This window comes from Streptomyces sp. NPDC054796 (assembly GCF_053611545.1).
The window spans coordinates 19,434-42,111 of sequence record NZ_JBSHAO010000026.1; the positions used below are offsets into that span (position 1 = coordinate 19,434).

Here is a 22,678-nt window from a genome sequence, read left to right on the forward strand (position 1 = left end):
AGCACCATGCTCAAGATTGGCCTGGTTCAGCAGAGCGCCTGGGACCTGCCCATTGATTCCATGCCCCTGGCCGCCGGGTACTTGAAGGCGTTGCTGGACGCCGACGCCGACTTATCTCCCGAGGTCGACGTCCGCATCCACAACCTGCGGGGCGGCTCGTCGGTAACCGACATGGCCCGTTCCATTTTCGAGGACGACGTACCCGACGTCCTGGCCTTCTCCGTGCTCGGCTGGAACTACCGCAACTTCGCCCATCTCGCCGAACTGCACAAGCAGCTCAAGCCCGACGGCCACACCGTCTTCGGCGGAAACCATGTGAGCCATCAGGCGAAGAAGGTCTTCCGCGAGTGTCCGACCGTGGACATCATCGTGAACGGCGAGGGCGAGCTGACCTTCCGTGACCTCATCACCGCCCTTCTCAAGGACCGCAAAGAACCCGATCTGACGAGCACGCCCGGTCTCTCGTTCCGCACTCCCGACGGGGAGTTCACCACGACCGAGGACCGGGCCCGTATCGACGATCTGGACGTTCTTCCGTCCCCTTTCCTCACCGGCGCGATACCCCTGCTCGACCACAACGGGCACTTCCCCTATGAATTCGCACTGCTGGAGACCAACCGCGGCTGCCCGTACAAGTGCTCCTTCTGCTACTGGGGAGGCGCCACGGGGCAGCGCGTGCGCTCCTTCTCGCGCGAGCGGCTGGCCGCCGAGCTGGACCTCTTCGGGTTCCACAAGGTGCCCACCGTGTTCCTGTGCGACGCCAACTTCGGCATGCTGGAGGCCGACGAGGAGTTCACCGAGGATCTGCTGAGGGTCAACGAGAAGTACGGGTTCCCCGCGGCCCTGGAGGCCAACTGGGCCAAGAACAAGTCCCAGCGCTTCCACCGCATCGTGCGCACCCTCAGGGACCGAGGCTTCAAGAGCTCCTTCACCCTGGCGCTCCAGACCCTCTCGGACGAGGCGCTCACCGACATGAAGCGCCGCAACATGAAGCTCAACCAGTGGGAGGAGCTGGCGGACTGGCTGGCCGACGAGGGCATGGAGTCCTTCGTCGAGCTGATCTGGGGAGCGCCTGGCGAGACGACGGAGTCGTTCTTCGAGGGGTACGACAGGCTCGCGGAGAAGGTCCCCCGCATCGCGGTCTATCCGCTGCTGCTCCTGCCCAACACGGCCTACAGCGAGCAGCGTGAGCTGCACGGGTTCGTCACCCTGCGCGGCCAGTCCGACGACTTCGAGTATGTGCTGGCGAACCGTTCCTCCACGTTCGCCGAGAACCTGAGCATGCAGCGCTTCATGTATCTCGCCCGCATCCTCGGCGAGAACCAGTTCTTCAAGCGGCTGTGGCACCCGGCGCGGCTGCTGGGAGGGATGACGCAGACGCAGGTCATCAAGTCCCTGATGCGGTGGATCGACGACTCGTCGCACCCCTCCGTCGCGGCCTTCCGCGCGTCGTTCCCCGTCCTCGCCGAGTCCCCCGCCGTCGCCAACGGGCACCGCATGCTCTACGGCGATCCGGCGCTGGAGGCGGAGATCGCGCGCTGGTGGGCCGAGGAGATCGTGCCCAGGTTCCCCGCCGAGTGGGCGGCGTACGGCGCACACCTCTACACCTTCGAGCACTGGTCGCGCCCCGTCTACCAGCCCCCGGGCAGCGAACTGCCCGCCGGCTGGCGCGTGGAGGGCGAGGAGTACGTCAGCGATCCGGTGGCCTTCCCGTTCCACGCGGCGGAGGCGCTGGGCAGGATCGCGGCGGGCGACACCGTGCCGCCGGACCCCGATGATGTGGTGTACGAGTTCCGCGGTCTGCGCGGCTTCTACCAGCACCTCGACAACCACGAGACCGGCGCCCACTACTTCGCCTCGGCCAAGCAGTTGGAGGCCACGGGACAACTCGGCACGACCGGCTGACACGGCTCTTGACCGCATTGCGCGGGTCACCCCGCTGTGGTTTGCTGGACCGGACTTGACGGCTTGCGCGCACGGATTAGCGCGGCCGTCAAGGACCGGCCGTAGAAATTCCATTGGAGACCCAGTAATTGGCTGAACTTTCTTCTGGTTTACGCACCTCGCACATCGGCCGTGGCGTCGCCCCGATTCTCGGATTCGCCACTCTGACCGCCGCACTGGACGTCTACGGGGGCAACAAGCTCCAGGTCATCAGTCCAGAAACCATGGCGGCCATTTCCTTCTCGCTGGCCGCGGTCTTCTTCCTCGGGCTGGAGATCACCCGCCGAGGCGCCGCCGCCACCTTCCGGCCGATGCGCACGCACAGCTACGACGTCACCGCCATCAATGTCACCACCGCCGTGACATGGCTCTCCATGCTGTATTCGCTCAAATACCTCGAACCCGCCGTGGTGAGCATCGTCGTCGTGGCGCTCGGGCCCGTGCTCACCCTGCTGATGGGCCCGCTGCTGCGGCGCGGCAGTTCGGTGATCGGGGCCGAGATCGGGGTCTCGCTGGGCATCTCGGCCGTTCTCGGGGTGCTGGTCTGGGGCTCCTTCACGGGCCGCAGCGGCGTGGGCGACGTCGGCACGGGCCAGGCCGCGCTGGGCATGCTCTTCGCCCTGCTGTGCGGGGTCGGGTCCACGGCCAACATCATCTACATGAAGCGGCTCAGCGAGACCGGGCACAGTCCGCAGGCGGTGCTCGCGATCCGGTTCTTCCTGATGATCGCGATCTCCTGGGTCATGACGGCACTGAGCGACGAGCCCGAACTCGGCGCGGGATTCGTGCCGGGTCTGATCGTCGCCGTGATCGGCGTCGGACTGCCGATCTACGTGCTCCAGATCGGCATCCGCCACACCGAACCGATCACCACCTCGCTCCTGCTCTCCCTCTCCCCCCTCATCACGTTCCTGCTCCAGTTCCTGGACGGCAGGCTGCGTCCTTCGGCGCTCACGCTGACGGGAATCTTCGCGATTGTCGTGCTCGTCGGCGCGGGAACACTCGCGCGCAGCCGGTACGACGCGCGGACTTCACCACCGGAGGAAGAGAAACCGCTCCCGACGGCACCGAAACCGGAACCGGCACAAAGCGAAACGGCACCGGCGCAGAGCAAAGAAGAGCTGAGCTAGAGAACCGAGCTGGAGAACTGAGCTGGAAGGGCTTGTGTGATGACGTGTGCCATTGTGGACGCCTATGGTGCCGGGCGCCTGCTGCCCGCGGCGCTGCGTCGCTACGGCGTCGAATTCCTCCACGTCCGCTCCGAATTCCCGGACACCTATCTGGAATACCGTCCCGAGGATTTCTCCGTCGATATCGCGCACAAGGGTGACGTGGCGGCGACGGCGGCGGAACTGCGGCGGCACGGCGTGGACCACGTGGTGGCGGCTGCCGAGTCGGGCGTGCTGCTCGCCAACGAGCTGTCCGTCGCGCTCGGCACCCCGGGCAACGGCATGCGGCGGCCCGAGGCGCGGCGGAACAAGCTCCAGATGCAGCGGGCCGTGCGCGACGCGGGGCTCGCCAGTGCCGACAGCCTCGTCTCCGCCTCGGCCGACGAGGTGGTGGCCTGGGCCGTCGACCGCGGCGAGTGGCCGGTGATCCTCAAACCGGTCGCCAGCGCGGGCACGGACAACGTCCTCATCTGCGACTCGGCCGACGACGTCCGCGCCGCGCATGCCCGCATCCTGAGCGGCACGGACCGCTACGGCCGCGGGAACGGGACCGTACTGGCACAGCGCTTCCTCGTCGGCGAAGAGCACTATGTGAACACCGTCAGCAGGAACGGTGTCCACCGCATCGTCGAGATCTGGCACTACTTCAAGCGCCCGGTGCCCGGCGGGCGTTCCATCAACGACTACGAGATCCTGCTGCCGCCCGACGACCCCGAGGCCCGCCAGATCGGCGACTACGCCCTCGCCGTGCTCGACGCGCTGGAGATCCGCAACGGCGCCGCGCACACCGAGGTGATGCTGACGAAGGACGGCCCCGTGCTCATCGAGTGCGGGGCGCGGCTGGGGGGCGGGCAGATGCCGGACGTGCTGTCCCGGTGCATCGGCACCGACCAGGTGGACCGGCTGGCCTTCTCCATCGCCCACCCGGAGGAGTTCTCCGGCGGCTCCCAGGAGCCGTACCGGCCGCGCACCCATCTGCGGTGCGTCAACCTGATCAGCCCGCACGACGGAACCGTGCCCTCCGGGGCGCGCTGGGACCCCGTCAGGGCTCTCCCCTCCTTCGCCGCGCTGGTGCCGAACCTGCCCGAGGGCGGTCCGGCACCGCGCACCGTGGACCTGGCCACGTGCCCCGGGGCCGTCTATCTCAGCTCGCACGACGCGGCCCAGGTGGAGGCGGACTGCGCGCGGCTGCGGGAGCTGGAGCGGGACGGGCTCTACGACGGCTGAGGCGGGACGGGACTGGACAGGAGATGGGACGGCTGAGGGGCCCGGCCAGACGGCTGCGGCCCCTCAGCCGCGTCGGCTACTGGGCCGGGAAGTCCGGGTAGACCCTGACCTGCGGCCTGGTGCGGGCCCATTCGCGCACCTCGGGCCCCACCGGACCGTAGATCTCCGCGAAGATCATCTCCGCGGTCTCCCCCACCCGCGCCAGCAGCTCCGCCTGGTGTTCGTTGTGCATCACGGCAGCGGCGGAGTCGGTGTACTCCTCCAGTACCAGATAGCAGCCGGGATCGGGCATCGAGAACCAGCGGTAGTTGACGGTTCCGGGCTCGGCCGCCGCCGCGTCGCGCAACGCCAGTGCGATGCGCTCGAATTCGGCCTGCCGACCGTCCCTGACGTCGAAGCGGGCCCGTACGAAAATGCTCATGCCCCACTACATCAAACCCCGGACCTCAAGCGCTCCACCAGGGCAGCCGGGGCCTTCTCGGGGGAGCCCGCGTCGTAGGGCGGCAGGGGGTCGTACTCGATCATGAGCTGGACGGTCTGCGCCAGCTCGTCGCCCGCGATCCGCCCCGCGAGGGTCAGGCCCATGTCGATCCCGGCCGACACGCCCGCGCCGGTCACGTACTTGCCGTCGAACACGACGCGCTCCCCCGTCGGCCGGGCCCCGAGCCGCTCCAGTTCCGCCATGCCGAGCCAGTGCGTCGTGGCGCGGCGGCCTTCGAGCAGCCCGGCGGCGGCGAGCAGGAGGGAGCCGGTGCACACGGAGGTCGTCCAGGTGGTGGCCGTGTCCACCGTGCGCAGCCAGTCGAGCAGCGTCTCGTTGCCGGTGTCGGGTCCGGGCCCGCCCGGCACGACCACGAGGTCGGGGCGCATGGCCTCGGCCAGCGGCCTGGCCACGATGGAGAGGCTGCGGCAGTCGTCCAGCACGGGGCCCGCCTCCTCGGCGACGAACACCGTCTCGGCGCCCGGCAGTCCGCTGAGCGTCTGGTAGGGGCCCACCGCGTCGAGCGCGGTGAACTTGTCGTAGAGAAGGATCGCGATCTGCATGGGGTCAGGGTCCTTTCGTCGGTTGGTCACTGGACGGATCGGGGGGCGCTATTCGACGGGGGTGGCCGACGGAGCCGCGCTGAAGCGGCGGCGGTACTCCGCCGGAGACGCGCCCAGCGCGTTGAGGAAGGCGCGCCGCATGGCCTCGGGGGTGCCGTAGCCGCAACTGCGGGAGATCTCCTCCACTCCCCCGCGGGTGTCCTCCAGGAGCCTGCGGGCGTGTTCCAGGCGTACGCGGTCGACGTAGCGGCCCGGGGTCATGCCCGTCTCGGCGTGGAAGGCCCGCGCGAAGTGCCGTGGCGAGAGGCGGGCGCGCGCCGCCAGCGACTCCACCGTCAGATCGCCCTCCGGATGCTCGGTGATCCAGCGCTGCACCTCGCGCAGCGGTTCGCGGCGCGCGGTCTGCGCGGACAACTGGGCGCTGAACTGGGCCTGGTTGCCGGGGCGGCGGAGGAAGACGACGAGATAGCGGGCGACGGCGAGCGCGACCTCTCTGCCGAGGTCCTCCTCGACGAGGGCGAGGGCCAGGTCGATGCCCGCGGTGACGCCCGCCGAGGTGGCGACGTGCCCGTCGCGCACGTAGACGGGATCGGGATCGACCTCGACCTCGGGGTGGTCGCGGGCGAGCTTGTCGCAGAACGCCCAGTGCGTCGTCGCGCGGCGCCCGTCCAGCAGCCCCGCCTCGGCCAGCGCGAGCGCCCCGGTGCACACGGACACCAGACGCGGGGCCCGCGGGGCGTGTGCCCGCAGCCAGCCGACGAGACGCGCATCGCAGGCCCTGGTGCCCTCACCGCCCGGCACGAGCAGGGTGTGCGGTACGGGTGCGTCGTCGAGGGCCAGGTCGGGGGCGAGGGAGAGGCCGCTCGACGTACGGACGGGGGCGCCGTCGAGCGAGGCGGTACGGACCCGGTAGGCGCCGGGTCCCGGCGCCGTGGCGAGGTGGGCGGCGCCGGTGAAGACCTCGACGGGGCCCGTGACGTCGAGGCTCTGCACACCGTCGAAGAGGACGACGAGCACGTCCTTGGCGCGGCCGGGGCCGGCCGGGTCTCGTGTCATGCCCCGGATTCTTCAGCGGTCCCGGCCCGTCCGCAATGACGAGAACCCCACCTTTCCTGCCATGGCACGGCGCGGACCCGGCTCGGACTCGGCTCGGATCCGGCGTGAACCCGGCGCGAGTACGCGCCAATTCACGTCGACCCCCTCCCCGGATAAGCAACCGCTCGGTACTGTCCGCCGAGCCCTGTCCGTCCGACGCTGTGAGGTTCCGATGCACCGGCGCTTCAGACGCCTCGCCCTTCTGGGCACCGCACTGCTGACCATGGCCGCCACCCTGGCTCCCGCCGCGGCGGCCGAGCGCACCGAGGACCAGCGCCCCTCGAGCGGCGGGCTGTCGGCGACGCTCAGGTACACCGAGCACGGCGTCCCGCACATCCTCGCCAAGGACTACGCGGGGGTGGGCTTCGGCTCCGGATGGGCGCAGGCCGCCGACATGGTGTGCGTGCTCGCGGACGGGTTCGTGACCGTACGCGGTGAACGCTCCAGGTACTTCGGCCCGGACAAGGCGCCCGACGGCTCGCTCTCCTCTGCCGGCAGCAACCTGTCCAGCGATGCCTTCTTCCGCGCCGCTCGGGAGTCGCCCGAGGTCGAGAAGCGGCTCAAGCCCGGCTCGGGCGGCGGCGACCGGGGCCGGGGGCACGGTGACCGGGGCGACGGTGGCCGCGAGGCCAGGAACGCGGCCGAGATGACCCGCGGCTGGATCGCGGGCTACAACGCCTGGCTCGCGCGGAACCGGATCACCGACCCGGCGTGCGCGGGCGCCGACTGGATCGGGCCGATCACCGCGAAGGACATGGCCACCCGCGCCTTCGCGCTCTCCGTGATCGGCGGCCAGGGCCGCGCCGCCGACGGCATCACGAGCGCGCGGCCGCCCGCCGACGGACCCGGCGCCACCCGCTCCCCCTCCCTGCCGGACCCCGACGCGCAGGCCGACGCCGCACGGAAGCTGCTCGACACCGGCACGGCGGACATGGGCTCCAACGCCGTCGCGTTCAGCGGTGCGACGACCGCCGACAACCGGGGCCTGCTCCTCGGCAACCCGCACTACCCCTGGCAGGGCGGGCGCCGGTTCTGGATGTCGCAGCAGACCATCCCGGGCGAACTGAACGTCTCCGGCGGTTCCCTGCTCGGCTCGCCCGCCATCTCCATCGGGCACAACGCGCACGTCGCCTGGAGCCACACCGTCGCCACCGGTGTCCCCTTCAACCTGCACCAGCTCACGCTGGACCCCGAGGACCCCACCTCCTACCTCGTCGACGGCGAGAGCGAGCCGATGACCAAGCGCACCGTCACCGTCCCCGTGGAGGGCGGCGGCGAGCGGACCTTGACCGAGTGGTGGACGCGCTACGGCCCCGTCCTCACCTCCTACGACTCCGATCTGCCGCTGCCGTGGACGCGCACGACGGCCTACGCGCTCAACGACCCGAACGCCGCCAACGACCGCCTCACCGCCACCTCCCTCGGCTTCAGCAAGGCACGCGGCACTCAGGGCATGCTCGACTCGCTCCGCCGTCACCAGGGCATGCCGTGGGTGAACACCATCGCGTCGGACAGCTCCGGGCACTCGCTGTTCACCCAGTCGCAGGTGCTGCCGCGGATCACCGACGCGCTGGCCGGGCGCTGCTCCACCGAGCTGGGCAGGGCGACGTACCCGGCCGGCGGCCTCGCGGTGCTCGACGGCTCGCGCGGTGACTGCGCGCTGGGCAGCGACCCGGACGCGGCGCAGCCCGGCATCTTCGGCCCGTCGCGCATGCCGACGCTCAAGGACGCCCCGTACGCCGAGAACTCGAACAACAGCGCCTGGCTGGCCAACGCCGACCGGCCGCTGAGCGGGTACGAGCGGGTCTTCGGCGACATCGGCACCCCGCGTTCGCTGCGCACACGGGGCGCCATCGAGGACGTGGCGAAGATGGCCGGGCGGGGGAAGCTGACGGTGCGCGACCTCCAGAAGCAGCAGTTCGCCGACCGTGCACCGGCCGGTGACCTCGCGGCCGCCGACGCGGCCCGCGCCTGCGCGTCGCTCCCCGGCGGCACGGCGACGGGCAGCGACGGGGCCAGGGTGGACGTGTCCGGGGCCTGCCCGGTCCTCGAACGGTGGGACCGGACCATGCGCAAGGACAGCCGTGGCGCGCTGCTCTTCGACCGGTTCTGGCGGGAGCTGACGGCGCAGGTGACGGAGACCGAGCGGTGGAAGGTGCCCTTCGACCCGGCGCACCCCGTCACGACGCCGCACACGCTCAACACGGCGGCGCCCGGCTTCACCCGCGCCCTGGCCGACGCCGTCGCGCAGCTGCGCGACGCCGACATCGCGCTCGACGCTCCCCTGGGCGAGCACCAGTTCGTGGAGCGGAACGGGAAGCGGACGGCGCTGCACGGCGGTACGGAGCCGCTCGGCGTGTGGAACAAGCTGGAGCCGGAGTGGAACGCGGCGAAGGGCGGCTACACCGAGGTGTCCATGGGCTCCAGCTACATCCAGGCGGTCGGCTGGGACGGTTCGCGCTGCCCGGTGGCCCGCACGCTGCTGACCTACTCCCAGTCGAGCAACCCCGCGTCGCCGTACTACAGCGACATGACGCGGCTCTTCGGGGACAGTGAGTGGGTCACCTCGCGCTTCTGCGAGAAGGACATCGCGGCCTCACCCGAGCTGCGGGTGGAGCGCGTCTCCGCGCGCTGACGCCCTGACGGGCCGCCCCAAGGGGCGGGCCGGGCGCGAGCTCTCCTCGCGCCCGGCCCGTGCCCGGGACTCCCGCCTCCCGACGCGCTGACCGATCGACGAACCGGCCGAAGCGCCGTTACGCCGGGGCCCCGGCACGCTCCGACCGCCGGGCCGCCGCCGCTGAACGCACGCCTCCGCCGCCTCCGCTCCGCGCGCGGCTGCGGCGGCGCGCCAGCCGGTGGAACGCCTTCGCGGCGCGCGTCGGCGTGGGCAGAGTGCCCTCGACGGCGTCGGCGAGCAGCGTGCCGACCGTCTCCGCGGCGCAGGTGCGGTTGGCGCCGATGCCGCCCGAGGGGCCGCGCTTGATCCAGCCCACGACGTACGTGCCGCGCATGCCCCGCACGCGTCCGCCCTCGTGCGGAACGGTGCCCGTGGCCTCGTCGAACGGCAGCCCCGCGACCGGCACGCCGCGGTAGCCGACGGCACGCAGCAGCGTCCCCGCCGGGATCACCCGCTCACGCGGGGCGTGCCCCGATCCGTCGCCCGAGCCGTCCGCCGGGCCCTCCGTGACGCGCACTCCGCTGACGCCGCCCGTGCCCAGCACCTCGACGGGCGCCGAGTGGAAGCGGAAGACGATGCGCCGCCCCGGTGCGGGGGCCTGCGACCAGTCCGTCGCCGTACGGGTCACCCCGCGCAGGAGCGCCGCCTTGTCCTGGACTCCGGGCGCGCCGGGCCCGTCGGCCGCCGCGTCGATCGCCGTGCCGACGCGCGGGTCGTGGTCGTCCACGACGAGGTCCACGCCGGGCAGGTGCTTGAGCGCGAGCAGTTCGGATCTGGTGTACGCCGCGTTCTCGGGGCCGCGCCGCCCGAGCAGCACCACCTCGCGCACCTTGCTGGCGCGCAGGGCCGCCAGCGCGAGGGGGGCGATCTCGGTACCAGCGAGCGTGTCCGGGTCCGCGACGAGGATGCGGGCGACGTCGAGGGCGACGTTGCCGTTGCCGACCACCACCACGCGCTCGGCCGACAGGTCGATCGCGTCCGGCGCCACCTCCGGGTGCGCGTTGTACCAGGAGACGAACGTCGTCGCGGCGATGCTGCCGGGCAAGTCCTCGCCGGGGATGCCGAGACGGCGGTCGGTGGACGCGCCCACCGCGTAGATCACCGCGTCGTGGTGCGCGGCGAGTTCCTCCGCCGTCACGTCCCTGCCGATGTCGAGCCCCAGGTGCAGCCGCGAGCGGGGGTGCGAGAGGAACCTCGCGAAGGTGTCACCGGCCCGCTTGGTCGCGGGGTGGTCAGGCGCGACACCGTAGCGCACGAGCCCGCCCGCCACCGGCAGCCGGTCGATCAGGGTCACCTCGGCGTGGGTGTGCAGCAGCAGGTCCTCGGCCGCGTACATGCCCGCGGGCCCCGTGCCGACGACCGCGACGCGGATCGGCTTGAAGTCCGAGGGCAGCACGCGGTCGAAGACCGGGCGGTCCCAGTGGTGGAAGTTGGGGCTGCCCGGCGCCGGTTCGGGCCCGGCGATGCCCGCGCCCTCCCCCTCTGTCCCCTCGTCCTCCGCGCTCGCCGCTTGCCCCGCGTTCTCGTAGTACGCCGCGTTGATCTCGGCGTACTCCTTCTGCGCGGCGGAGAGGCTGTCCACGGGGAAGACCGCGTCCACCGGGCAGGCGTCGGCGCAGGCCCCGCAGTCGATGCAGGTCTTCGGGTCGACGTACAGCATCTCCGTGCTGCCGAAGGCCCGCTCGTCGGGCGTCGGGTGGATGCAGTTGACGGGGCACACGGCGACACAGGTGGCGTCGCTGCAACAGTTCTGGGTGATGGCGTAGGGCATGGTCGTCCGCTCAGTCCGCTGGGTCCGCTCAGATCAGGTGGGCGCGTCAGATCAGGTGGGCGCGCTTGTAGAAGATCAGCGCGGGCTTGGTGAGCAGGCGTGCCGAGGCCAGGAAGTCCATCAGGCCCGAGCAGCTGGAGCGCATCATCGACTTGTGGTGCTCGTTCGCCTTGGCCTCGCGCAGGGCGCGCTCGCTGTCGAGCCCGGCGTTCGCGTACACACCCTTGTTCACCATGCTGGTGACGATGACGTAGGACGCGATGGCGATCACGAAGGCGCTGATCTGACGCCGCACCCAGCCCGCCTTCGCGAGCCGCTTGCGCGTCTCGTCGCGGGCGAACTTCATGTGCCGCGACTCCTCGACGACGTGGATGTTGTTGATGGTGCGCACGAACGGCACGACGCGCTCGTCCCGCATCCAGTCGCGCTGCATGACGTCGAGGACCTCCTCGGCGACGAGGATCGCCGCGTACGCCGACTCGCCGAAGGCGAGGGTCTTGAAGGCCCGGCCCAGCTCGACGGCCACCCGGTGGGGCCGGTACGGCGGAGCGCCCAGCTTCTTGGCGCCGCGGGCGAACATGATCGAGTGGCGGCACTCCTCGGCTATCTCGGTGAGGGCCCACTGGAACTCGTCGTCTGTCGGGTCCTTCGCGTAGATGTCGCGCAGCACCATCTGCTGGAGGATCATCTCGAACCATATGCCGGTGCTGGCGACGGACGCGGCCTCGTGCCGCGTCAGCTCCTTGCGCTGGGCCTCGCTCAGCTCGCTCCAGTACCGCGTCCCGTAGAGCGTGCTCCACTCCGGGCTCGCGCCGTGGAAGTCCTTGTCGAGCGGCGTCTCCCAGTCCACCTCCGTGGCCGGGTCGTACGCCAGCGTCGCGGCCGAGTCGAGCAGCCGCCGGGCGACGTCCTGCCGGTCGAGGCCGTCCTGAGTCTCTGGTCGAACCGTGCTGCTTGCCATCCTGCGGCTCCTACAGTCAGGAAAGGGGTCCTTGTTCGCTGTGGCGTTCGCGCTGCGGCCGGAGGGGGATGCGGCCGTCGCCTCTCTCCGGTGGATCGCCGGGGCGGCAGCCAGCGCCCGCTTGCTGACGGACGGTATAACAAGGACCGCCGCGCGGCCTACCCCCCAGTAAAAATCCGCACGCTCTCCCCACCTTCACCATCACCCTTCCCCGGGCGCACGGCTCACGGCTTCACGGCGCACGGCATCACGACGCACGGCTCACGGGTCGGCGGGGAGATCGCCCACGGGGCAGGTCTCGTGGTAGGCGGTGTCGGGGAAGTAGCGCTTCCAGTCCTCCCGGCTGAAGTTCAGCTTGGCGATGTCGCACAGCTCCCGCACCTTGCGGTGGGGGTCGGTGATCCACAGCATGGCCGTGCGGTCGTCGCTGCCGGTGACCAGGGTCTCGCCGTCGGGGCTGAAGTCGAGGGAGCGTACGGGCCGGGTGTGGCCGTTCAGCGAGGCCCGGGGGGTGCGCTTCTCCACGTCCCACAGGACCGTCGTCGTCTCGGGGGTCGCGGCGGCCAGGGTGCGGCCGTCAGGACTGAAGGCGAGATCGTACGAGGGACCGCTGTGGCCGGCCAGTGTGGCGACGAGATCGTGTGCGGCCACGTCCCACAGCGCCACCGTGTCCCGCGCGCCGGAGATGGCCAGGGTGCGGCCGTCCGGGCTGAACGCCGCCGACCAGGAGGCCCCGTCGGTGCCGGGGAACGTCGCGCGCTTCTTCCGCTCGGCGAGGTCCCACAGGGTCGTGTCGCCGCTGCGCAGGGTCACGGCGAGGGTGCGGCTGTCCGGGGCGAAGGCCACGTCCGTGGCGGGATCGGTGGTGCTCGCCGCCGGGAGCTCGGCCGCCTCCTCGGGCCGCTGCGCGTCCCGCAGCGCGAGGATGTTGTCCGAGGTGACGGTGACCAGGGTGCGGCCGTCGGGACTGTAGGCGACCTGCTTGAAGTCTCCGCGCGCGACGCGCTTGCCGCGCTCCGGGCCGGAGCCGAGATCCCAGAGGGTGAGACCCCCCTCGCCGGGCTCGCCCGCGTCACCGCCCGTGGCGAGGGTGCGGCCGTCGGGGCTGAAGGCGATGCTGTTGACGGAGGTGTCGCCGTTGTCGAGGGTGGCCTGCCGAGCGCGGTCGGCGGCGTTCCACAGCACGGTGGCGCCGTCGCTCCCCGCGGAGGCCAGCGTGCGCCCGTCAGGGCTGAAGGCGACGTCGTTGACCTCGTCCGTGTGCCCGGCCATGGGGACGCGGGTGGGGTCCCACATGCTGATGGTGCCGTCCGATCCGCCTGCGGCGAGCCGCGATCCGCCGGGGCGGAAGGCGAGGCTGCGTAGATCACCGGTGTGCCCGGTGAGGACGGCTCGCTTGTAGTGCCCACGGGCGTCCCAGAGCATGACGGTGTCATCGTCTCCCGCGGTGGCCAGCGTACGGCCGTCGGAGGCGAAGGCCACCGCGTTGATCGGCCCTTCGTGGCCGGTGAGCGTGGCCTGCCGGGTGTGTTCCCGCGCGTCCCACAGCCGCAGCGTGCTGTCGGCGCCGGTGCTGGCCAGGGTGCGGCCGTCCGGGGAGAAGGCGAGGCCGTCGACGGAGCGGCTGTGGCCCCTGAGGGTGGCGGTGGATGTGCCGGTGTCCGCCTTCCACAGCCGTACGGTGTGGTCAGCGCCCGCGGTGGCCAGGGTGCGGCCGTCCGGGCTGAAGGCCACCGCGTTGACGGTGCCGGAGTGCCCGTCGAAGGTCCGCGCCCTGGAGTGCTCGTGCACGCCGAGCACCTCGACCTCGCCCTCCGTACCCGCGACCGCCAGGCTGCGGCCGTCCGGGCTGAAGGCGAGATCGCGCACCCGGTCCGTGCCGCTGGACAGCGACGCCGACTTCTTGCGGGTCTTCAGGTCCCAGAGGACCACGGGCCCGCCGTCGCCGCCGGTGGCCGCCCAGCGTCCGTCCTTGGTGACGGCCACCGCGCGCCACCGGGCCGTGAGGCCGTCCAGTTCGAGCTGCTGCTTCCCCCGCTCGGTGTCCCACAGCATCAGCTTGCGGTCCTGGCCGACGGTGGCCAGGAGGCCGTCGCGGCCGTAGGCGAGGTCGAAGAGCGTTCCGGTGTGGCCGAGGAGTTTGGCCCGGTAGTCCTTGTAGGCGTCCATCGACAGCACTGCGCTGCGGGCCTCCCAGGTGGGGGCGAGGCGGTACGCCTCCACGCTCAGCAGGATGGCGGTCTTCTGCCGGGTGTTGGCCATGCTGAGGGCCTGGGCCGCGAGTTGGCGCGATTGCGCGATCCGCTGGGCCTGCTCCGCCTGGCTCCGCTCGCGCACCGCGACCGTGCCGACGACCGTGACGGCCACCAGCAGCCCGGCCAGCGCCGCGGCCAGCACCCGCAGACGGCGTGCCGTGCGCAGCGCCCGGTTCTGCTCCGCGTCCTGCGCGGCGATGCTGGCGTCCGCGAAGGCACGCTCCTGCGAGTTCAGTTCCTCCCGGGCACCTGGACGGGCCAGCCACTCGTGCAGCAGCGCCAACTGCGTGCCCCGGTACAGCGCACCCGCGTCGCGCCCCAGTTCCTGCCAGGTACCGGCCGCCTCCGTCATCCTGCGGTGCACGCGCAGCCGCTCGCGGTCCTCCTCGATCCACTCCCGCAGCCGGGGCCAGGCGGTGAGCACCGCCTCGTGCGCGAGGTCGGCGCGGGTGCCGTCGAGGATGACCAGCCGCGCCCGTACCAGCGCCTCCAGCACCGACTCCGCCTCCGCCTCCCCGTGCCCGCTGGGAAGCAGCTCCGCCCGCTCGGCCGGGCGCCGGGTGTCCGGCGCACCGTTGCCGGGGGTGACCAGTCGCAGCAGCAGCCGCCGCATCACGGCGGCCTGCGCGGGGACGAGCCGCGCGTACAGCTCCTCCGCCGTCTGCGCGATGGCGCCGTGCAAGCCGCCCGCCGCCTCGTACCCGGCCACCGTCAGCGCCTTGCCCGAGCGGCGGCGCCAGGTCTCCAGCAGCGCGTGCGACATCAGCGGCAGCCCGCCCGGCTCGTCCGCCACCTCGTCCACTATGCGCGCGGTCAGCGCCCGCTCGACGATCAGCCCCGCGCTCTGCGCCGGCTTGACCACCGCCTCCCGCAACTCCTCCCGCCCCATCGGCCCCACCAGCACGCTCGCCTCGCGCAGCGCCTCGGCCAGGCCACGGTGCTCCGCGCACCGGCCGAAGAAGTCGGCCCGCACCGCGACCACGACCCGTAACCGGCTCCCCGCACTCCGGGCCGCGAGCAGCGCGCCGAAGAACGCGGAGCGTTCGGCCGCGTCCTGGCACAGCGCGAACGCCTCCTCGAACTGGTCGACGATGACGACGGTCTCCCCGACGGCGTCCTGGGGCGCCAGCAGATGCCCGAGCGTGCTGGCGGGGCGCTCCCCCGGGCTCAGCAGGCGCACCACCGAGGGGCGCCGCTCCGCTACGGGGTCGTCCCGGAGGGCTGGCACCAGCCCGGCACGCAGCAGCGAGGACTTCCCGCTGCCCGAAGCGCCCACCACGGCGGTGAACCGGCTGCGGCGCACCACCTCCACCAGTTCCCCCACCAGCTTCTCCCGCCCGAAGAACCGCTCCCGGTCCCCGGTGTCGAAACGGGCCAGTCCCTGGTACGGCGCCGCGCCGCCCTCCTCGGCAGCCGCCAGCCCGGCGGCCTCCTCGGACGCCTGCCGCCAGCGCTCCTCCCACTCCCCCTCGTCCCCGCCGCACGCTTTCACATAAGCCAATGTCACCGGCAGCGACGGAAGACTCTCCCCACCCGCCGCACGCGACAGTGTCGGCACGCTGTATCCCGTACGCCGCGCCATCACGCGATACGTCATCCCGCCGGCCTCGTCCCGCAGCTTCCGCAGCGCGAACGCGAACCGCGAAACCGGCCCCGCGCCCGGATCCACCGGACTCTCCCGACGCGGCATCCCAGCCCCCTGCCCGACGGTGACGTTTGACGCGCGGAAACCTACGCACCCGCTCCGACCCTGGCAAGACCCCTCAAAAGCGACCCCACGCACCCAAGCCGCCCACGCCCGGTCCGGCCGTCGCGTTGTTTCTCGGGCTGGACGGACCTGCGCAACAACAGGCGGACGCCGAAGACTTTTCCCCGGAGCGGTCGCCCGGACCGCAACGGGGGGGTCCGGGCGGCTGCCCCGGTTCGCCGTCCGGGCAACGGGGGAGGCCGGACAGCCACGAGCCGGGGCGCGGGCGGCCCCGCCACCGGCCGTCGCTCCGCGGGGGCGGCCCGGGACGCACCGACCGGGACGCGCCGGTGACGCCAAGGGGACGGCGTCACCGGGCCCCGCCGCACGGGCGAGGGCCATGAGCCCCGCCCGGCAGCGGACGCCGGGCCCGGCGAGGAGCGCGGCTCCCGCCGGCAGCGGTTGGCGTTCCCGACGGGCTTCCCCTTGCACGGCCACACTCCCGACGCGCCACTGCGGCGCCCACCCTGCTCCCGCGCACCGACGGTGACGGGGTCGGCCACGGCCACGGCCACGGCAAGGGCCAGGGCCAGGGCCAGGGCCAGGGCAAGGGCAAGGGTGACCCGGTCGGCGGGAAAGTGGGCCCGTGATTCCGCCAGCGTGACCGATACCCCACCGCACCGCCTTCGGCCATTGTGCGGCGGCCTTCTTCCGTGGCCGCCCGGCGCCGCGAAAGCCTGGCCCCTCGGACCTCGCCCCTCGACGAAAGGGTGTCCCCCGTGTCTCCTGCCTCCCCGTTACCCGACGCCGGCCCCGTCGGCCCGCGCTGATGCGGGCCGTGGTCACCGGTGCCGCCGGTTTCATCGGATCCCATCTGTGCGACCGTCTGCTCGCCGAGGGGCACGAGGTCCTCGGGGTGGACGCCCTCACCGACACGTACGACCCCGCGCTCAAGGAGCGCAACGCGGAGCGGCTGCGAGCGTGGCCCTCGTTCACCTTCCGGGGCGAGGAACTGCTCGGGCTCCCCCTCGCGAAGCTGCTCGACGACGCCGATGTCGTCTTCCATCTGGCCGGTCAGCCCGGCGTCCGCACGTCCTGGGGCGAGGAGTTCGCCACCTACGTGCGGCGCAACGTCCTCACCACCCACGCGCTGCTGGAGGCCGCCAGGGCCGTCGGCGTCGGTCCGCCGCGCAAGCTGGTGTACGCCTCCAGTTCGTCGGTGTACGGGCAGGCCGCTTCCTACCCGACAGCGGAGACGCGGCATCCGCGCCCGGTGTCCCCGTACGGGGTGACCAAGCTCGCCGGTGAGCAACTGTGCGAGGTGTACCGGGAGACCTTCGGCGTCCCCACGGTGGCGCTGCGGCTGTTCAGCGTCTACGGGCCCCGTCAGCGCCCGGACATGGCGTTCGCCCGGCTGGTCCGTGCCGCGGCCGGCGACGAGCCCTTCACCGTGTACGGGGACGGCTGCCAGACCCGCGACTTCACCTTCGTCTCCGATGTCGTGGACGCCCTGTACCGCGCCTCCCTGTCGGCGTTCGCGGGGGTGGCGAACGTCGGCGGGGGCAGTCGGGTGTCGCTCAACGAGGCCATCGACGTGCTGCGGTCGCTGGTGGGCCCGGTGAAGGCGGAGCGGGTGGGGACGGCGCCGGGGGACGTGCGGGACACAGGGGCTGACATCTCGCTGGCGGCGCGTGCCTTCGGGTACGTGCCGCGCGTGGCGCTGCGGGACGGTCTGGCCACGATGCTCGACGAGCACTGGCCGGGCTGGCGGGAGAAGGGGACGGGGAAGAGCAAGGGCAAGGGGAAGAGGGCGGGGCAGGGGGCGGGCTCGTGAACGGTCAGGGCGCGGGCAGGATCTCGTTCTGCGTGACGTGCAAGAACCGCCTCTGGCAACTGCGCCGGACCCTGCCGGAGAACCTGGAGCGCGCCGAGGCCGACGGCAACGCCGAGGTCGTCCTCGTCAACTACGACTCGCGCGACGGCATGGACGAGTGGGTCCGCACGTTCCGGCCGCACATCGAGCGCGGCCTGCTGCGCTATCTGCACCTGCGGGACGCGCCGCACTTCCACATGTCGAAGGCGAAGAACCTCGCGCACTTCGGGGCCACGGGCGAGTTCCTGGTCAATGTGGACGCGGACAACTTCATCGGTGACACCGTCCCGGCGTGGCGCGCGCAGTGGGCGCGGGCCTACGACACGCTCATCCACGGCTTCGTCGCCGAGACCGACAAGGGGCGGACCGGCGAGCGGGACGGCCTCCCGGCCGAGGGCAACGGGACCAGCGGACGCATCGGCCTGCCCCGTCGGCACTTCATGGCCCTGGGAGGCTACGACGAGGAGATGCTGCCCATGTCCCAGCAGGACGTCGATCTGATCGACCGGGCGCGGGCGCTGGGGCTCGCCGTCGTGCGGCTGCCGCAGCCGGGCCGCGCCTCGATCCTCAACAGCATCGAGGACAAGCTGCGCGACACCGGGCTGCCGTTGGACTGGGAGGAGATGCGGCGGCACAACCTCGAACGCCGCCGCGAGAACCTGCGGCTGGGCCGCCTCACCGCGAACCCGGGGCGCGTCCCCGTGCGGGTGCTGGTCGACTTCGCGGGTGAGGCAGAGATTTGACGGTACGTCAGAGTGTCGACCAGTCCCCGCTCTCCGCGACGGAGCGCAGCGGCACCTCGTCGGGCTCGGGCAGATGGAAGCCCTCCAGCCGGTCGCCCGCGCCCAGCAGTTGGCGCTGCACCGGGGTGAGCCCGGCGAGGCGTTCCGGAGAGAGGTCGTACGGCTCGATGGGGCGGATCCAGCGGTAGGCGTACGCGTAGAACAGGGTCATCCGGATGTGGCCCGAGCGGTTGGCGCCGACGGTGTGCCAGAGCCGGGAGTCGATCAGGATCGCGGATCCGGCCGGGGCCAGGACGGGCACCGAGCCGGGCGGGCGCGGCCCGGTGGGCCGGTCCGTCGGCGGCCCCGTGTGGGAGCCGGGGACGACCAGCGGCCCGCCGTCCTCGGCACCGGCGATGTCGGTGAGCGGATAGGAGACCTTCACCGAGAGCAGCGGCAGCGGATGGGGCAGCGTGTAGGTGATGCCTTGCAGGTCACGGTGCCAGTTGAAGGGGTACTCGAACTCTTCGGGCAGCGATTCGTTGCGGTCGAGGTGGGAGTGGTAGACGAAGATGTTCGGGCCCAGTGCCCCGCACACGGCGGGCAGGGTGGTGGCCAGCGCCAGGGGTTCGAGGAAGGCCGGTTCCAGTTCCTGGATCGCGAACAGCATCCGGCGGCGCGGCGTGTAGTAGTCGCGGGCACGGTCCCGGAACCGCTCGTGCACACGGTGCGCCGCTTCGGAGAGGCGTTCCAGCAGCGCCGGGGAAAGCGCGCCGGGAATCACCTCGTATCCGTGTTCCGCGAGGGTGGGCGTCCGCACCGTCGACGTACTGGTCATTTCCCGTCTCCCGTCCGCATCCTCCGTGGATGATTCCCTGTCGCGCAAGATTGCTTGGCAAGATTCCTTGGGAAGTGACGTATCGCCGGGGCAGAGAAGGCCGGCCGATTCTCCGTTCACTGTAGACGCGGACCCCATCGGGCGGAGGATCGCCTCTTGCGAATGGCCTGATGTGAGCGCAGCACACGCGATTTCCGGTACGGCTTTTCGCGGCCCGCGCCAGGGCGGTTGACGCCCTTCGGGCAGGGGCAGGCATCAGGAACCCGCACCGAGAACACGCGCAATCCCGGAGAACCGTTCGGCGATACCGGAGGAATCGGTGACGAATTCACGCTGGCAGCACCAGGAGGAGATACCGGGGGTGCGCCTCGAGGTCGATCCCGCGCTCGCGGCGCGCGACGGCGCGTGCCCCGTCGGACGGATCAGCCTCTCCGACGGCCGTCCGGCCTGGCTGGTCACCGGCTGGGCCGAGACCCGGCGGCTGTTCACCCACCCGGCCTTCAGCCGCACCCTGGCCACCGGACTGCCCGCGAAGGGGGTCCAGCCGACCTTCATGCTGGACATGGATCCGCCGCGCCAGTCCCGTATCCGCAGCAGGGCGGCGGGCGCGTTCACCCACCGCCGCGTCGAGCGGCTGCGCCCGCGCTCCGAGCGGATCGCCGAGGGGCTGCTCGACGCCATGGCCGCCGAGGGCGAACCGGGGGACCTCGTCGGGCAGTACGCGCATCCGCTGCCGCTGACGGTGATGTGCGATCTGCTGGGCGTGCCCGCCTCGGACCGCGAGGTGCTCCGCCCCTGGTCGGAGGTGCTGCTGTCGCTGACGGCCCATACGCAGGAGGAGATCGACGCCGCGTGCGCGGGGCTGGACGCCTATATGGCCGAGCTGCTGCGGCGGCGCCGGACACGGGCGGCCGACGACCTGCTCTCGGCCCTGGTCCACGACCCGCGCCAGAGCGGCGATGACCCGCTCACCGAGGACGAACTGGTGCATCTGAGCGTGAGCCTCCTGGTCTCCGGCTTCCCCGCGACGGCCAGTCAGATCACCAACTTCAGCTACACCCTGCTCAGCAGCCCCAGGCTGTGGCGGCGGCTGCGCGACGATCCCGCGCTGCTGCCCCGCGCCGTGGAGGAACTGCTGCGCTTCGTCCCGCTGGGGTCCGACGCGGGGCTGCCCCGCGTCGCCACCGAGGACGTGGAGATCGGCGGGCAGCTCATCCGGGCGGGCGAGACGGTCATGGTGTCGCGTCCTTCGGCCAACCGCGACGAGGCGGTCTTCGCCCGGCCCGACGAGATCGACCTCGCCCGCGCCGACAACCCTCACCTGGCCTTCGGGCACGGCATCCACCACTGCCTGGGCGTGCACCTGGCCCGGATGGAGCTACAGGTCGCCCTCGGCCGCCTCCTGGCGCGCTTCCCCGGCCTGCGCATCGCCGTGCCCACGGACGAACTGGTCTGGCGGACGGGGCTGGTGGTGCGCGGGCTGCGGGAGCTGCCGGTGGCGTGGACGGACGGCTGAGCGGGCGGCCACGGGACCGACGGCCTGCCCCGTCACCCGCTCACACGTGCCCGAAATAGTCGCGGTGCGCCACCACTCCGTAGGCGTAGTCCAGGAGCGTGCCCCAGCTGAACACGGGGAGGTCCAGATGCCGCTGGACGGCGCGGGCGAACGGCTGGACGGCACCGCACTCCAGGACCAGCGCGCCCATCGCGGGGTGCTGGTCCCTGAACTCGGTGGCCAGGGTGACCACTTCGCGCTCCACGACGGCGTATTCGGCGTGCCGCTTCGCGGGGTCGGGCTCGTTGTAGAGCCGCACCAGGGTCGGGCAGTGCCCGGATTCGACGATGCCGGTCACCGGATATCCGGCGTGGTCGTCCGGCGCGATGCCCACCGCCTCCAGATGGCCGCCGGTGAGGTGGTCACGGAAGGCCACCATGAGGCCCACCGTCCGGTGCGCGCCGACGACGGCCCTGGCCAGCGGGGCTTGCAGCAGACTGGACATGAAGACCGGCACGTCGAGCGCGTCGGCGACCGTCCGCTGGAAGTACGCGAAATAGCCGCACTCGGCGGCGACCGCCCGGCACCCCAGGTCCTGGAGCCGGCGCGCCGACGCGATGACCGGCTCCACACAGGCCGACTTGTCCCGCTCGAAGATCAGCTCGTCGAATCCGATTCCCCTGACGACGTCGTACTGAATGGGGAACGGGTACGCGCTCGGGTTGCGCATGTCGCCCGGGAACCCCGGATACACGTCATCGACGAGCATGATGCCGAGGCCCATTCCGTAGGCCAGATGCTGTTTCCTGGACCATATTTCGGTCAGCCCCGTGTCACGGCCTGAGTACCACATCGCGCTCCTTTCAGGTATGCGCCGGAGATATGCGATCGGCAGGAAAGCGGCCTGTGCGCGTTCCTGGTTCCGCCTACGCTGTCCCCATGGATTACGCCATCGCCTTACCTTTCGGCGGCCCGGGTGTGGTCGACCCGGAATGGGTCGGAGAATTCGCCCGGCACGCCGAGTCGTGCGGATTCGAGTCCCTGGTCGCCGCCGAACACTCCGTCATGGTGAGCGGCACGTCGAGCACCTACCCGTACAGCCCCACCGGGCGGCTCCCGGTCGCCCCCGACTGCCCGGTCCCCGACCCGCTGGAGCTGCTGAGCTTCCTCGCGGCACGCACCGCCACCATCGGGCTGGCGACCGGTGTGCTGATCCTCCCCCACCACCATCCCGTCGTCCTGGCCAAGCGCGCCGCCACCCTCGACGCGCTGTCGGGCGGGCGGCTGCGGCTGTGCGTGGGCGTCGGATGGCTGCGCGAGGAGACCGCGGCGTGCGGGGTGGACTTCGCCACGCGCGGCCGGAGGGCGGACGAGCAGGTGCGGGTGCTGCGCACGCTGTGGTCGCACGACGGGCCCGAAGGGGCCACGCACGAGGGGGAGTTCTTCCGCTTCGAGGGGGTGCTGTGCCGCCCACGGCCCCGGCGGGCCACGGGCGTCCCCCTCCACTTCGGCGGGCACAGCGCCGCAGCCGCGCGCCGGGCCGGGCGGTACGGCGACGGGTTCCAGCCGCTCGGCGTCGAGGGTGCGGAGCTGACGCGCCTGACCGGGGTGATGCGGGACGAGGCGGAACGGTACGGGCGTGACCCCGACGCGCTGGAACTGTCGCTGTACCGGGGGCTCGGGGAGCTGACGGCGGAGGAGGCCGCCGGTCTGGCGGATCTCGGCGTCCACCGGATCGTGCTCCAGCCGGGCGCTGGCGCCGAGACGGACCTGGAGCGGCTCAAGGACGCGATGTCCGCGTGCGCGGCACGGCTCTTCGCGGACCGCGCCCTCCCCCGTCGCGACGTTCCGGGCCGCGACGTTCCGGGCCGCGTCACGGCACGCTGATCCCCGCGCACCGGACCGCGCCGCGCCGCACCC

16 protein-coding genes are annotated in these 22,678 nt (G+C 71.9%); 8 read left to right on the forward strand and 8 right to left on the reverse strand.

Annotated features, from left to right (window positions below; genetic code table 11):
• The first annotated feature begins 6 nt into the window (after window positions 1-6).
• The 3 genes from ACWGJ2_RS21715 to ACWGJ2_RS21725 all read left to right on the forward strand — a co-directional run bounded on the left by ACWGJ2_RS21715 (window position 7) and on the right by ACWGJ2_RS21725 (window position 4,340).
• The gene (locus ACWGJ2_RS21715) at window positions 7-1,905 is read left to right on the forward strand and encodes a KedN5 family methylcobalamin-dependent radical SAM C-methyltransferase (protein ID WP_453347804.1); all 1,899 of its coding nucleotides are present in this window, start codon (window positions 7-9) and stop codon (window positions 1,903-1,905) included.
• A 128-nt stretch (window positions 1,906-2,033) separates the two neighbouring features.
• Window positions 2,034-3,074 (forward strand): EamA family transporter, encoded by a 1,041-nt coding sequence (locus ACWGJ2_RS21720; RefSeq protein ID WP_453347805.1) that lies wholly within the window; start codon window positions 2,034-2,036, stop codon window positions 3,072-3,074.
• A gap of 39 nt (window positions 3,075-3,113) precedes the next feature.
• Complete coding sequence (locus tag ACWGJ2_RS21725) at window positions 3,114-4,340, forward strand: ATP-grasp domain-containing protein (RefSeq protein ID WP_453347806.1); 1,227 nt, start codon at window positions 3,114-3,116, stop codon at window positions 4,338-4,340.
• Between the two features lie 76 nt (window positions 4,341-4,416).
• Here the strand turns inward: ACWGJ2_RS21725 and ACWGJ2_RS21730 are convergent, their stop codons facing one another.
• Genes ACWGJ2_RS21730 through ACWGJ2_RS21740 form a run of 3 tightly spaced genes read right to left on the reverse strand, consistent with a single transcriptional unit; the run spans window position 4,417 to window position 6,440 of the window.
• On the reverse strand, window positions 4,417-4,761 hold the full coding sequence (locus ACWGJ2_RS21730) for a putative quinol monooxygenase (RefSeq protein ID WP_453347807.1): 345 nt from the start codon (window positions 4,759-4,761) through the stop codon (window positions 4,417-4,419).
• An 11-nt stretch (window positions 4,762-4,772) separates the two neighbouring features.
• On the reverse strand, window positions 4,773-5,384 hold the full coding sequence (locus tag ACWGJ2_RS21735) for a DJ-1/PfpI family protein (RefSeq protein WP_453347808.1): 612 nt from the start codon (window positions 5,382-5,384) through the stop codon (window positions 4,773-4,775).
• A gap of 48 nt (window positions 5,385-5,432) precedes the next feature.
• On the reverse strand, window positions 5,433-6,440 hold the full coding sequence (locus tag ACWGJ2_RS21740) for a GlxA family transcriptional regulator (protein ID WP_453347809.1): 1,008 nt from the start codon (window positions 6,438-6,440) through the stop codon (window positions 5,433-5,435).
• A 211-nt stretch (window positions 6,441-6,651) separates the two neighbouring features.
• Between ACWGJ2_RS21740 and ACWGJ2_RS21745 the strand changes: the two genes are divergently transcribed.
• Window positions 6,652-9,114 carry a penicillin acylase family protein gene (locus ACWGJ2_RS21745; protein WP_453347810.1) on the forward strand — a complete coding sequence of 821 codons (2,463 nt, stop codon included), beginning with the start codon at window positions 6,652-6,654 and terminating at the stop codon, window positions 9,112-9,114.
• Between the two features lie 118 nt (window positions 9,115-9,232).
• Here the strand turns inward: ACWGJ2_RS21745 and ACWGJ2_RS21750 are convergent, their stop codons facing one another.
• From ACWGJ2_RS21750 to ACWGJ2_RS21760, 3 genes are all read right to left on the reverse strand, one after another.
• Window positions 9,233-10,927 carry an FAD-dependent oxidoreductase gene (locus ACWGJ2_RS21750; protein WP_453347811.1) on the reverse strand — a complete coding sequence of 565 codons (1,695 nt, stop codon included), beginning with the start codon at window positions 10,925-10,927 and terminating at the stop codon, window positions 9,233-9,235.
• A 46-nt stretch (window positions 10,928-10,973) separates the two neighbouring features.
• Complete coding sequence (locus ACWGJ2_RS21755) at window positions 10,974-11,888, reverse strand: AurF N-oxygenase family protein (RefSeq protein ID WP_453347812.1); 915 nt, start codon at window positions 11,886-11,888, stop codon at window positions 10,974-10,976.
• Window positions 11,889-12,149: 261 nt separating this feature from the next.
• Entirely contained in the window at window positions 12,150-15,635 is a 3,486-nt protein-coding gene (locus ACWGJ2_RS21760; protein WP_453347813.1) for an nSTAND1 domain-containing NTPase, read from the reverse strand.
• Window positions 15,636-16,659: 1,024 nt separating this feature from the next.
• Between ACWGJ2_RS21760 and ACWGJ2_RS21765 the strand changes: the two genes are divergently transcribed.
• Window positions 16,660-17,664: an NAD-dependent epimerase/dehydratase family protein gene (locus ACWGJ2_RS21765; protein ID WP_453347814.1), complete on the forward strand. Its 1,005-nt coding sequence runs from the start codon at window positions 16,660-16,662 to the stop codon at window positions 17,662-17,664.
• A 32-nt stretch (window positions 17,665-17,696) separates the two neighbouring features.
• Window positions 17,697-18,446 (forward strand): hypothetical protein, encoded by a 750-nt coding sequence (locus ACWGJ2_RS21770; RefSeq protein WP_453347815.1) that lies wholly within the window; start codon window positions 17,697-17,699, stop codon window positions 18,444-18,446.
• 7 nt (window positions 18,447-18,453) lie between these two features.
• Here ACWGJ2_RS21770 and ACWGJ2_RS21775 read toward each other — a convergent pair whose 3' ends face one another.
• Window positions 18,454-19,263: a phytanoyl-CoA dioxygenase family protein gene (locus ACWGJ2_RS21775; protein ID WP_453347816.1), complete on the reverse strand. Its 810-nt coding sequence runs from the start codon at window positions 19,261-19,263 to the stop codon at window positions 18,454-18,456.
• A gap of 319 nt (window positions 19,264-19,582) precedes the next feature.
• Here ACWGJ2_RS21775 and ACWGJ2_RS21780 point away from each other — a divergent pair, with 319 nt between their 5' ends.
• Window positions 19,583-20,779 carry a cytochrome P450 gene (locus ACWGJ2_RS21780; RefSeq protein WP_453347817.1) on the forward strand — a complete coding sequence of 399 codons (1,197 nt, stop codon included), beginning with the start codon at window positions 19,583-19,585 and terminating at the stop codon, window positions 20,777-20,779.
• A gap of 40 nt (window positions 20,780-20,819) precedes the next feature.
• Here the strand turns inward: ACWGJ2_RS21780 and ACWGJ2_RS21785 are convergent, their stop codons facing one another.
• On the reverse strand, window positions 20,820-21,611 hold the full coding sequence (locus ACWGJ2_RS21785; protein WP_453347818.1) for a hypothetical protein: 792 nt from the start codon (window positions 21,609-21,611) through the stop codon (window positions 20,820-20,822).
• Window positions 21,612-21,697: 86 nt separating this feature from the next.
• On the opposite strand from ACWGJ2_RS21785, the gene ACWGJ2_RS21790 reads away from it, so the two are divergent.
• Complete coding sequence (locus ACWGJ2_RS21790; protein ID WP_453347819.1) at window positions 21,698-22,645, forward strand: LLM class F420-dependent oxidoreductase; 948 nt, start codon at window positions 21,698-21,700, stop codon at window positions 22,643-22,645.
• Window positions 22,646-22,678 lie beyond the last annotated feature (33 nt).

What these genes read in the sequence shown, in the direction of transcription:
- ACWGJ2_RS21755 (WP_453347812.1), bottom strand. Translation starts at nt 11,888, where the DNA reads ATGGCAAGCAGCACGGTTCGACCAGAGACTCAGGACGGCCTCGACCGG.
- ACWGJ2_RS21785 (WP_453347818.1), bottom strand. Translation starts at nt 21,611, where the DNA reads ATGTGGTACTCAGGCCGTGACACGGGGCTGACCGAAATATGGTCCAGG.
- ACWGJ2_RS21735 (WP_453347808.1), bottom strand. Translation starts at nt 5,384, where the DNA reads ATGCAGATCGCGATCCTTCTCTACGACAAGTTCACCGCGCTCGACGCG.
- ACWGJ2_RS21750 (WP_453347811.1), bottom strand. Translation starts at nt 10,927, where the DNA reads ATGCCCTACGCCATCACCCAGAACTGTTGCAGCGACGCCACCTGTGTC.
- ACWGJ2_RS21715 (WP_453347804.1), top strand. Translation starts at nt 7, where the DNA reads ATGCTCAAGATTGGCCTGGTTCAGCAGAGCGCCTGGGACCTGCCCATT.
- ACWGJ2_RS21775 (WP_453347816.1), bottom strand. Translation starts at nt 19,263, where the DNA reads ATGACCAGTACGTCGACGGTGCGGACGCCCACCCTCGCGGAACACGGA.
- ACWGJ2_RS21790 (WP_453347819.1), top strand. Translation starts at nt 21,698, where the DNA reads ATGGATTACGCCATCGCCTTACCTTTCGGCGGCCCGGGTGTGGTCGAC.
- ACWGJ2_RS21725 (WP_453347806.1), top strand. Translation starts at nt 3,114, where the DNA reads ATGACGTGTGCCATTGTGGACGCCTATGGTGCCGGGCGCCTGCTGCCC.
- ACWGJ2_RS21740 (WP_453347809.1), bottom strand. Translation starts at nt 6,440, where the DNA reads ATGACACGAGACCCGGCCGGCCCCGGCCGCGCCAAGGACGTGCTCGTC.
- ACWGJ2_RS21745 (WP_453347810.1), top strand. Translation starts at nt 6,652, where the DNA reads ATGCACCGGCGCTTCAGACGCCTCGCCCTTCTGGGCACCGCACTGCTG.
- ACWGJ2_RS21730 (WP_453347807.1), bottom strand. Translation starts at nt 4,761, where the DNA reads ATGAGCATTTTCGTACGGGCCCGCTTCGACGTCAGGGACGGTCGGCAG.
- ACWGJ2_RS21765 (WP_453347814.1), top strand. Translation starts at nt 16,660, where the DNA reads ATGCGGGCCGTGGTCACCGGTGCCGCCGGTTTCATCGGATCCCATCTG.